The 10,413-nt window shown below is 72.0% G+C and carries 7 protein-coding genes and 1 tRNA gene; 2 read left to right on the forward strand and 6 right to left on the reverse strand.

Going from position 1 to position 10,413, the window contains the following annotated elements; genetic code table 11:
• Positions 1–381 precede the first annotated feature (381 nt).
• Positions 382–768 (reverse strand): hypothetical protein, encoded by a 387-nt coding sequence (locus tag VIM19_20990; GenBank protein ID HEY5187310.1) that lies wholly within the window; start codon positions 766–768, stop codon positions 382–384.
• Positions 769–906: 138 nt separating this feature from the next.
• On the opposite strand from VIM19_20990, the gene VIM19_20995 reads away from it, so the two are divergent.
• Complete coding sequence (locus tag VIM19_20995; protein ID HEY5187311.1) at positions 907–3,369, forward strand: cell wall-binding repeat-containing protein; 2,463 nt, start codon at positions 907–909, stop codon at positions 3,367–3,369.
• Positions 3,370–3,807: 438 nt separating this feature from the next.
• Here the strand turns inward: VIM19_20995 and VIM19_21000 are convergent.
• Together VIM19_21000 and VIM19_21005 are read right to left on the reverse strand one after the other, a co-directional pair.
• A tRNA-Thr gene (locus VIM19_21000) sits at positions 3,808–3,884 on the reverse strand.
• Positions 3,885–3,941: 57 nt separating this feature from the next.
• Positions 3,942–5,480, reverse strand: coding sequence for an alpha/beta hydrolase (locus VIM19_21005; protein ID HEY5187312.1), 1,539 nt, complete (start codon positions 5,478–5,480; stop codon positions 3,942–3,944).
• 80 nt (positions 5,481–5,560) lie between these two features.
• Here VIM19_21005 and VIM19_21010 point away from each other — a divergent pair, with 80 nt between their 5' ends.
• The gene (locus VIM19_21010; protein HEY5187313.1) at positions 5,561–6,367 is read left to right on the forward strand and encodes a hypothetical protein; all 807 of its coding nucleotides are present in this window, start codon (positions 5,561–5,563) and stop codon (positions 6,365–6,367) included.
• A 32-nt stretch (positions 6,368–6,399) separates the two neighbouring features.
• On the opposite strand, the gene VIM19_21015 is transcribed toward VIM19_21010, so the two are convergent.
• The 3 genes from VIM19_21015 to topA all read right to left on the reverse strand — a co-directional run.
• Positions 6,400–7,572: a DNA polymerase III subunit delta' gene (locus tag VIM19_21015; protein ID HEY5187314.1), complete on the reverse strand. Its 1,173-nt coding sequence runs from the start codon at positions 7,570–7,572 to the stop codon at positions 6,400–6,402.
• Positions 7,569–8,204, reverse strand: a complete 636-nt coding sequence (gene tmk, locus VIM19_21020; protein HEY5187315.1) for a dTMP kinase — start codon at positions 8,202–8,204, stop codon at positions 7,569–7,571. The genes VIM19_21015 and tmk overlap by 4 nt, the downstream gene beginning before the upstream one ends.
• Before the next feature lie 26 nt (positions 8,205–8,230).
• A partial coding sequence (gene topA / locus VIM19_21025; protein ID HEY5187316.1) for a type I DNA topoisomerase occupies positions 8,231–10,413 on the reverse strand: 2,183 nt, incomplete at its 5' end.

Below are 10,413 nucleotides of genomic sequence, written 5' to 3' on the forward strand. Positions count from 1 at the left end.
TCGATCCCGAGCAGCCCAGCCCATACCGTTGACCCGCGCACGCCGTTCCCTCACGCCCTCAGTTCCAGCCTTCGACAGCAGGAACCGCAGGCGGGGAACGGCGTGCCACCCCTCAGGCGCGCTCAGGCACCCACGGGTACGCCAGGAGAGCCGGATTTCGGTGGACGCGATCGTTGCTGCGGTAGGGGCGGGGGTGGAGGTGGTCCCGCAGGCGACCAGACAGCCGGCGCATGCCAGGGCAGCGAGACCGGCGGCAGCCCGCATGGAGACCTCCACTCCGAATGATCGCCTTCTCAGTAGGTGACGCAGCAGCGGCCGCCGCGGTGGACTCGATGTCTGCCAGCCGTGGGAGGGGCGCGGCCAGATGACTCGTGTGCGGGGTCAGGCTCCCCGGCGCCGGACTAACCACAGGGTGGCTGCGAGCAAGTGCAGAGACAGGATGGCCAGCCAGCCGAACTCGATTGCCTGGAAGGTCCAGTACCGGCTGTTGGGCTGGTAGCTGGTCCATTGGGTGTATCCGTGCTGGAGCAGGCACTGGACCGGGTCGACGGAGCCTCCTCCGGGCCCGGTCACGAACGCCCCGCCGCCGTTGGTGCTCTGGACGCCGATGGCCTGCAGGACGTGGTTGATCTGGACTTCGCTGACCCGCGTACTGCCGTGGGTCCACCACTGCTGGACCCGGAGATCACGGGTGCCCAGCTGTTGGCGGCTTGTGGACAGTGGCGCCTGGTAGTGCGTGGGCCTCCCGTCGGCACGCCGACGGGACACCCGCTGATCTCGCCGGTGAGTCATTACTTAGCCTGCGCTGACGATCGTGCTAGAAATCGGGCTGGGGGGCTGGTCGGTCTCCTCGTTGATGTGTTCACTGGAGACCCCTTGCGCCGTTCGGCCCTGCGTGTTGCCACCGTGTCCGTGCTTGCGGCGGGCCTGTTCCTGCCGCGGGTGTCCGCATTCGCGGCCGGGTCCGCCCCCGTGGCACCGGCGGGCACGGTGCTCGGTCACCGGGTGCACGTCATGCCATACGGGGCCAAGGCGTCCCAGACAGGGGCACGCAACGCCTCCGCTCCGGCCGGGGCGAAGCTGACGTACTACGGCGGGCGCGTGGTGTCGCACGTGCGAACCGTCGGCGTGCTCTACGGCCCGGGCACCTACCGCACCTACGTCACCGATGGCGTCACGCCGAACATGAGCACGTTCCTCACCGGGACATCCAACTCGAGCTACCTGAGCTGGTTGGACGGGGAGTACAACTCGGTCACCCCGACGCCGACCGCCGGCCTGGGGCAGACCAACCAGCGCATCGGGTGGAGCACGTATGACCGGTTGGTCTCGATTGCCCCTTCCGCGGCCAACAGCGGGACAACCATCCAGGACAGCCAGGTGCAGTCCGAGCTGTCCGCGCAGATCGTGGCCGGACACGTGCCGGCACCGCAGAAAGACGCGGCGGGTAACAACAACACCGACTACGTCGTGTACTTCCCGTCCGGCACGACCATCTGCGACACCGGTGCGTGCTCGATGGCGAGCGGCGGGTTCTGCGCCTACCACGGCACGATCGCCAACGTCCCCGGCTACGGCGAGGTCTACTACACCGTCATGCCCGACTTCACCCCAGCGGGGACCGGTTGCGGTACGGACCCGGTGGAGTTCAACAATGCCACCTCGGTGCTGTCCCACGAACTGGTAGAGACGATCACCGATCCCGAGGTTGGCTTGGCCACCAGCAACGCTCCGCCGCTGGCCTGGTACGACCTCGCCAACGGCGAGATCGGTGACATCTGCAACGCACAGCAGGGCACCATCCTCGGGTCGGATGGCGTCGCCTACGTCGTGCAAACGGAGTACAGCAACGCCCTCGCCAGCTGCGTTGTGAGCAACCCATCGGTCACGTCGGCGTCGGCGATCACCAGTGCCGCGTCGGTGTCGTTCACGGCGGGTTCGGCGGGGTCGTTCACGGTGACAACGTCGGGTTCGCCGGCGCCGCGATTGTCGGTGACGGGCGCGTTGCCGTCGGGGGTGTCGTTCATCGACAACGGTGACGGCACGGCCACCCTGAGCGGGAAGCCGGCGGCGGGCACGGGCGGCTCGTACGCGCTGACGTTGACCGCGCACAACGGCGTCGGGTCGGACGCCACCCAGGCCTTCACGATGACCGTCAGCCAGGCGTCGGCGATCACCAGTGCCGCCTCGATGTCGTTCACGGCGGGTTCGGCGGGGTCGTTCACGGTGACAACGTCGGGTTCGCCGGCGCCGCGATTGTCGGTGACGGGCGCGTTGCCGTCGGGGGTGTCGTTCATCGACAACGGTGACGGCACGGCCACTGTGTCTGGCACTCCAGGGTCTGCGTCGGCCGGGACCTACGCTTTGAACATCACCGCACACAACAGCGTGGGTGCCGACGCCACCCAGGTCTGCACGCTGACGGTTGCCAACCCCAGCGGTGGTGGCGGTGGCGGAGCAGCTACCTCGACGGTGGGTCGGGACTTCGGGCCTGACCGTTACGCCACGTCGGCGGCGATTGCCAGGGACCACTTCGGCCCGGGGGTTCCGATTGTGTTCGTGGCGACTGGGCAGGACTTCCCCGATGCGCTGGCTGCCGGTGCAGCCGCTGGCTTGATGGGCGGTCCGGTCCTGCTGGTCCAGCCGACCGCGATCCCGTCGTCCATTTCGGCTGAGCTGGCGGCGCTGGCTCCGCAGCAGATCGTCGTGGTTGGTGGCACCGGTGCCGTCTCCGACACGGTGCTGCTCGCGCTCAAGGCGTTCACGACCGGCCCGGTGACCAGGGTCAGTGGTGCGAACCGGTATGCGACGGCGGCTGCCTTGTCGGCCAGGTACTTCGCCCCGGGGGTTGCTGAAGTCCTGATCACAACCGGCACGAACTATCCCGATGCGCTGACCGGGTCTGCGGCGGCGGGGGCCGCGCGGGTGCCGGTGCTGCTCGTCACGTCGAGCGGGATCCCGGCCGAGACGGTGGCTGAGCTGCGGCGGCTCCACCCGGGAAGGATCACCATCCTGGGCGGGCCCGGCGCTGTTTCCGCGGCAGTGGCCACCTCGTTGGCAACCTACGCGCCGACGGTGCGCCGGCTATCTGGGGTCGATCGGTACGGGACCGCGGCGGCGATCTCGCAGGCCTTCTTCGGCTCTGCTAGCCGAGTATTCCTGGCGACAGGATCCGGCTTCGCCGATGCGCTGTCTGCTGCGGCCCTCGCCGCCGCAGTGGACGGGCCGGTCCTGCTCTCCGACTACGCCTGTGTACCGGCGGCTGACCTGAACGAAATCAGCCGCCTGTCGGCGAACCAGATCACGCTGGTGGGTGGTCCGGGTGCCCTCAGCTCGGCAGTGCAGAACCTGACGGCCTGCTCCGGATAATTGGCCGGCTGCACGGCGCTCGGCACACCGCGGCGGCGATCACGCTCACCATGGGGGTGCCGCGCGAGTCGTCATGCGGGTGCTCGGGCACAGCCAGATCAGCCTGACCCTGGGTACCGACAGCCACGTCGCCCCCGAGCTCACGGCCGAGGCCGCGGAACGGGTGGGTCGCGGGCTGTGTGACTGACCTCGGCCGACAGCCGGCGGCCGTGGCGGCGCACCTCAGCCCGTCCGCGTCCACCCGCGTGCGCCGCTGCCATTGGCACACAAACTGGCACACAGATGTACTTCGGAACGATCTTGGAACGGGCAAAGCCGCAGGTCAGCAACGCGGCGCCTCCGGCGCACCGTGGTGCGCAAAGATGCACGGCGCTCGCCGTGTTTCCTATGAAATCTGTACAGCGCACCGCGAATCTTCGCGTCAGAGGCCTGAAGGCGTGGAGCCGCCTCGGGGAATCGAACCCCGGACCTACGCATTACGAGTGCGTTGCTCTGGCCAACTGAGCTAAGGCGGCGGTGCGCCCTGCCGGGCGCGGGGCAGAAGTCTACAGTCGCTCGAGACCAGCCCGAGGTCAGGTGCAGCGGGTGCCCACGGCCGGCAGCGCGCCCTTGGTCAGGTAGCCGTCCACGGCGGTGTCGATGCACTGGCTGCCCCGGTTGTACGCCGTGTGTCCGTCGCCCTCATAGGTCAGCAGTCGGCCCGAGTCGAGCTCGGAGGCCAGGGCCTGGGCCCACGCGTAGGGCGTGGCCGGGTCACGCGTCGTCCCGACGACGAGGATCGGCGGCGCACCGGCCGCGTGGATCGGCCCGGCCTGGTCGGTGGCCGGCACCGGCCACATGGTGCAGGGCAGGTTGCTCCAGGCCAGGTACGCGCCGAAGACCGGCGAGATCTTGGCCCAGTCGGTCGCGTTGCCGCGGATCTGCGCCAGCGTCGAGTGGTCCGCGCGGTCCACGCAGTTGACCGCGTAGATGACCTCGTTCTGGTTGGACGTGTAGTGCCCGTCGGAGGCCCGATCGGTGTACAGGTCGGCCAGCTGCAACAGGATCGAGCCGTCGCCCTGCAGCGCCCGGGCGAGCGCCTGGCGCAGCACCGGCCAGCCCTGCTCGGGTGCGTACATCGCGAACACGATGCCCAGCAGGGCCAGCGACTCCGTCACGGGGCGTGAGCCGGCCAGCGGGTGAGCGTCCGCACGTGCCAGCAGGTCGACGATCTGCTGCTGCGCCGTGGCCTCGTCCGGACCCACCGGGCAGTCACTGTGGGTGAAGCAGTCTTTGAGGAAGTCGTCGAGGGCCAGCTGGAACCCCTCCGCCTGGCCCTTGCCCAGCTCCACCGCGTCGATGGCCGGGTCGATGGCGCCGTCCAGCACCATCCTGCCGACCTTGGTCGGGAACTCCTCGGCGTAGGTGGCCCCCAGGAACGTGCCGTAGGAAGCCCCAAAGTAGTTGAGCTTCACCTCGCCGACGACGGCCCGGATGATGTCCATGTCCCGCGCCGCGTCCACCGTGCCGACGAACGGCAGCAGCCGGCCGCTGCGCTGCTCGCACCCCTGTTCGAACTCCTTGGACACCGCGACCAGCGCCTGCTCGGCTGCCGGGGTGTCCGGGGACCCGTCGATCGCGATGAACACGTCGAGCTGCTTGTCGGTCAGGCACTTGACCGGGTCGCTCGAGGCCACCCCCCGCGGGTCGAAGCCGACGATGTCGTAGGCGTTGAGCAGCGTCGAGGTGAACGCCCGGTCGGCCGCCCTCGCATAGTCCACGCCGGACCCGCCAGGACCACCCGGGTTGACGAGCAGCGAGCCCAGCCGGTGCGCCTGGTCCCTCGCCGGCAGCTTGATCACCGACAGCCCCACCGTGCCAGCGTCCGGCTGCTGGTAGATCAGCGGCACCTCGACCGTGGCGCAGAAGAAACCGCCGCCGCAGGACTTCCAGGTCACCTTCTGGTCGTAGAACTGCTGCAGGGAGACCGTGGGTGTCGTGGTCGAGCCCGCTTGCGGGGTCGCACTCGGGGGGGTGGACGACGACGTTGCGCTGCAGGCCGCCGGCGCCAGGACGGCGACCAGCCCACCGGCGACGGCCGCGACGAAACGGGTGCGAGCGGTACGGCGCACGATGCGGTCCCAGTCTCCTTCGTGGGTGCTGCCTTCAACGACCGCCCCAGCGTCTCACGCCGCCGTCGTACCGTTGGAGCGTGGCGAAGAAGCGGGTGCGGGTCACGGCGTCTGACGTCGACCGGGTGGTCCGCGTGCTGCGCGCCGGTGCGACCACCGTCGCCGATGTGCTGGCCGCGCTCGAACCGGCCCGGCGTCCGGCCCCGGACCGGGAGGTCGTCAAGGCCTACCAGCGCGACCTGCGCCGCTACGAGCGCCGGGTCTCCGGGCTGCACAGCCGGATCTGGGTCGGGTCGGTCGGCGCGGCGGGCGCTGCCGTGGCGGCCGTTCCCACGACCAACTGGTGGTGGCTGCTCGCGTCCGCGGGCGCGGCCGGCCTGGCCGTGGACGCCGCAGCCCGGCTCCGCGGCGTCCGTGCCCCGCAGCCACCTCCCGAGCCGGCCCCGCCGCTGCCACGGCTGCCCAGCCGCGCGACCGGCGCCGCGGAGGTGGCCCGGCTGGCGCGCGCCGAGCAGCAACTCGCCGCGGTCATCCCGGCCGTGACCCGGCTGCACCCCGACGCCGGCGACGAGCTGCGAACCGCGGCCAGCACCGCCACGCCCGCCCTGCACCACCTGGCGGACCGACTGGCGGTCCTGCAGGGTGTGCGGGAGCAGATGGCCGGGACGGAGGCGGGGTCGGCGGCCGTCGCCGCGGCCGAGGTGGTGGCCGGCCGCCTCGACAAGGGCGCGGCCATGTACGAGGGGCTGCTCGCCGCCTCGGCCACCCTGCTCGGGGCGCCCGGTCTCGACCGCAGCGTCGAGGAGGTCGTGGCCCCCGCCGTCGAGAGCCTGCGCGCCTACACCTACGGCCTCGCCGCCGCCCAGCCCCGCCCGGTCGACGAGTAGCGGGGCGCCGCCCGCCAACCGAGGTGGCCGGGTCAGCGCAGCGCGAGGGTCATCGCCTCGACGGCCAGCAGCGGGGCCACGTTGCCGGCCAGCGCCTCCCGGCAGGCCAGCACCGAGTCGATGCGCTGGACGGTCCGCTCGGGCGTCGAGGCCCGCGCCAGCGCGTGCACCTCTCGCTCGAGGTCGACGTTGAGCACCGGCACCCGGGCGCCCAGCTGCACGGCCAGCACGTCGCGGTAGAAGGACACGATGTCCAGCAGCGAGAGGTCCAGCAGGTCCCGCTGGGTGCGGGTGGCCCGGCGCTTGTGCTGCCGCTCGAGCTCCTTGAGCTGGGCCCGGCCGCGGCCGTCCAAACCCTTGCTGGACCCCTGGCCCAACGCCATGGCCAGCTCCTCGGTCTCGGCGACGTCACGCGCCGCTATGGCCTGCGCCGCCTCCTCCTGGGAGGCCTCGACCAGGTTCACCGCCGCGGTCAGGCAGGAGCCGACGTCGGCCAGCCCGGACGGCACCCGCAGCACCTCGGCCCGGCGCAGCCGGGTGGCCTCGTCGGTGGCCAGCCGCCTGGCCCGGCCCACGTGGCTGCCCGCGGCCCGTGCGGCGAACGACGCCATCGCGGGGTCGACGCCGTCGCGGCGGACCAGGTAGTCGGCCACCGCCTCGACCGGCGGTGTCACCAGCCCGATCTGACGGCAGCGGGACCGGATGGTCGGCAGCACGTCCTCGATCGACGGCGCGCAGAGGATCCACACCGTGCGCGGGGACGGCTCCTCGATCGCCTTGAGCAGCGCGTTGGCCGGGCGCCAGGCCTCGTCGGGGCCCTCCAACCGGTCGGCGTCCTCGACGATCACCACCTGCCACCGACCCCCGGACGGCGACAGCGACGCGCGACGCACCAGGTGCCGGATGTCGTCGGTGAGGTGGTGCAGCCCCACCGGGCGCACCACCTCGACGTCGGGGTGGGTGCCGCCGATCGCGGTCCGGCACTCGTGGCAGTGGCCGCAGCCGCCGTCCACGCACTGCAGGGCGGCGGCGAACGCCACCGCCGCGGTTGACCGGCCCGAGCCGGGCGGTCCGGTGACCAGCCACGCGTGGGTCATGGCGTGGCCCTCGCCGGTGTGGTTGACCAGCTCGGCCGCCGAGGCCACCGCGCGGCTGAGCTCCTCGACCGCGCGCGGCTGCCCGACGACGTCGTCCCACACGGTCATGGCCGAGCCCCCGCCGGGTCGGCGAGCAGCAGCTCGACCCGCTCGGCCACCTGGGCCGCCACGGTGTCCGGGTCGGCGGTCGCGTCCACCACGAGGTAGCGGCCCGGCTCGCGACCGGCCAGCTCGAGGAACGCGGCCCGCACCGCCTGGTGGAACTCCTGCGGCTCGGCCTCGAGCCGGTCCGGCTCGTCGGAGGCCCGGCGCAGCCCCTCGACCGGGTCCACGTCGAGCAGCACGGTGAGGTCGGGCAGCAGTCCGCCGGTGGCCCACCGGTTCACCCAGGCCACCTCGTCCTGCTCGAGCGGGCGGGCGGCCCCCTGGTACGCCAGCGAGGAGTCGACGTAGCGGTCAGTGACCACCACCTGCCCGGCCCCCAGGGCCGGGCGGATGACCGCGTCGACGTGCTCGGCCCGGTCAGCCGCGTACAGCAGCGCCTCGGCTCGCGGCGACAGGCCAGCGTTCGCCGGGTCGAGCAGGATCCGGCGCACCTGCGGGCCGATCCGGGTGTCACCCGGCTCGTGGGTCACCACCACGTCGTGGCCAAGGCCACGCAGGTGCTCGGCCAGCCGAGCCACCTGGGTCGACTTGCCGGCTCCCTCGCCGCCCTCGAAGGCGATGAACGCTGACCGCACGGCCCCGACCCTAGCGGCGGGCACCGTCAGCGCTTGCGGGGCGCCGCCGACTTGGCAGCCGGCCTGGCCGCGCGCTTGGCGGTCTTCTTGGGCGCCGGGCCCTTCGCCCGCTTCTCGGCCAACAGGTCCATGGCCCGCTCCAGGGTGAGCGTGTCGATGGCGTCCGACTTGCGGAGCGTCGCGTTGGTCTCCCCGTCGGTGACGTACGCGCCGAACCGGCCCTCCTTGACCACGATCGGCTTGCCGGACGCCGGGTCCGGGCCGAGCTCGCGCAGCGGTGGCGCGGCAGCAGCCCGGCCCCGCAGCTTCGGCTGGGCGTAGATCGCCAGTGCCTCGTCCAGGGTGATCTCGAACAGCTGGTCCTCGCTGGTGATCGAGCGCGAGTCGGTGCCCTTCTTCAGGTACGGGCCGTAGCGACCGTTCTGCGCGGTGATGTCCGCGCCGTCGGCGGGGTCCACCCCGACCACCCTCGGCAGCGACAGCAGCCGCAGCGCATCGTCCAGGGTCACCGTGTCCAGGCTCATGTCCTTGAACAGCGAGGCGGTGCGCGGCTTGGCCGACTTCGGCGCGCCCTCGGGGAGCACCTCCGTCACGTAGGGCCCGAAGCGCCCCGTCTTGGCCACGATCTCCCGGCCGGACGCCGGGTCGGTGCCCAGCGGGTGGTCCCTGGAGGGCTGGGCCAGCAGCTCCTCGGCCTTGGCCACGGTCAGCTCGTCCGGCGCGAGGTCGGCCGAGACGTTGGCCCGCTGCGCCTCGTCGCCCTGGCCGCGCTCGACGTAGGGCCCGTAGCGTCCCACCCGCAGCACGATGCCGTCGCCCACCGGGATCGAGTTGATCTCCCGGGCGTCGATCTCGCCGAGGTTGTTCACCAGCGGCTGCAGCCCGGCGAACTCGCCGCTGTCGTCGCCGAAGTAGAAGTCCTTGAGCGTGTCGGTGCGCGCCGCGGAGCCGCCCGCCACCTGGTCGAGGACCTCCTCCATCCGGGCGGTGAAGTCGTAGTCGACCAGGCCGCTGAAGTACCGCTCCAGCAGCGTGACGACGGCGAACGCCAGGAAGCTGGGCACCAGCGCGCTGCCCCGCTTGGCCGCGTAGCCGCGGTCGAGGATGGTGCCCATGATCGAGGCGTAGGTGGAGGGCCGGCCGATGCCGCGCTCCTCCAGCGCCTTCACCAAGGTGGCCTCGGTGTACCGGGCCGGCGGCTGGGTCTGGTGCCCCTCGACCTCGAGGGCGCGCAGCTCCAGCGGGTCGCCCGCGGCCAGCTGCGGCAGCCGGCGCTCGCCGTCCTCGGTGTCGGCGTCCTCGTCTCGGCCCTCCTCGTAGGCGGCCAGGAAGCCACGGTGGGTGATCACCGTGCCGGAGGCCGCCAGCTCGGCGTCCCGCCCGTCGGCCGCCGTCGCACCGAGTCGCACCGACACGGTGGACCCGCGCGCGTCGGTCATCTGCGAGGCGACCGTGCGCTTCCAGATCAGGTCGTACAGGTTGAGCTCGTCGCGGTCCAGCTCGCCGGCGACCTCGCCCGGCGTCCGGAAGGCGTCCCCCGACGGGCGGATCGCCTCGTGCGCCTCCTGCGCGTTCTTGACCTTGCGGGTGTACTGCCGCGGCGCGTCGGCCACGTGGTCGGCGCCGAACAGCTCGCGGGCCGCCGCCCGCGCCGCCCCGATCGCGGCCTGCGACAGGGTGGTCGAGTCGGTCCGCATGTAGGTGATGTGGCCGTTCTCGTACAGCCGCTGGGCCACCCGCATGGTGGTCTGCGAGGAGAACCGCAACTTGCGGCTGGCCTCCTGCTGCAGCGTCGAGGTCATGAACGGCGCGGCCGGGGAGCGCCGGTACGGCTTCTCCTCCACCGAGCGAACGGCGAAGCTGGCGTCGGCCAGCCCGTCGGCGAGGGAGCCGACCGTCGCCTCGTCCAGCACGACGGACTCGGTGGCCGCCTTGCCCCTGAGCCGGCCGTCCGGGCCGAAGTCCCGGCCGGCCGCGACCCGGCGGCGGTCGACGGCCACCAGCCGGGCCGGGAACGCGCCCGGGTCGAGCACCGCCTCGAGATCCCAGTAGGACGCCGCCACGAAGGCAATCCGCTCGCGCTCCCGCTCGACGACCAGCCGGGTGGCCACCGACTGCACCCGCCCCGCGGACAGCCCGGCCATGACCTTGCGCCACAGCACCGGACTGACCTCGTAGCCGTACAGCCGGTCGATGATGCGGCGGGTCT

The organism is Actinomycetes bacterium, from assembly GCA_036510875.1.
Lineage (GTDB): Bacteria > Actinomycetota > Actinomycetes > Prado026 > Prado026 > DATCDE01.

Coding starts and splice junctions, on each gene's coding strand:
- VIM19_21015 (HEY5187314.1), bottom strand. CDS start 7,572: ATGACCGTGTGGGACGACGTCGTCGGGCAGCCGCGCGCGGTCGAGGAG.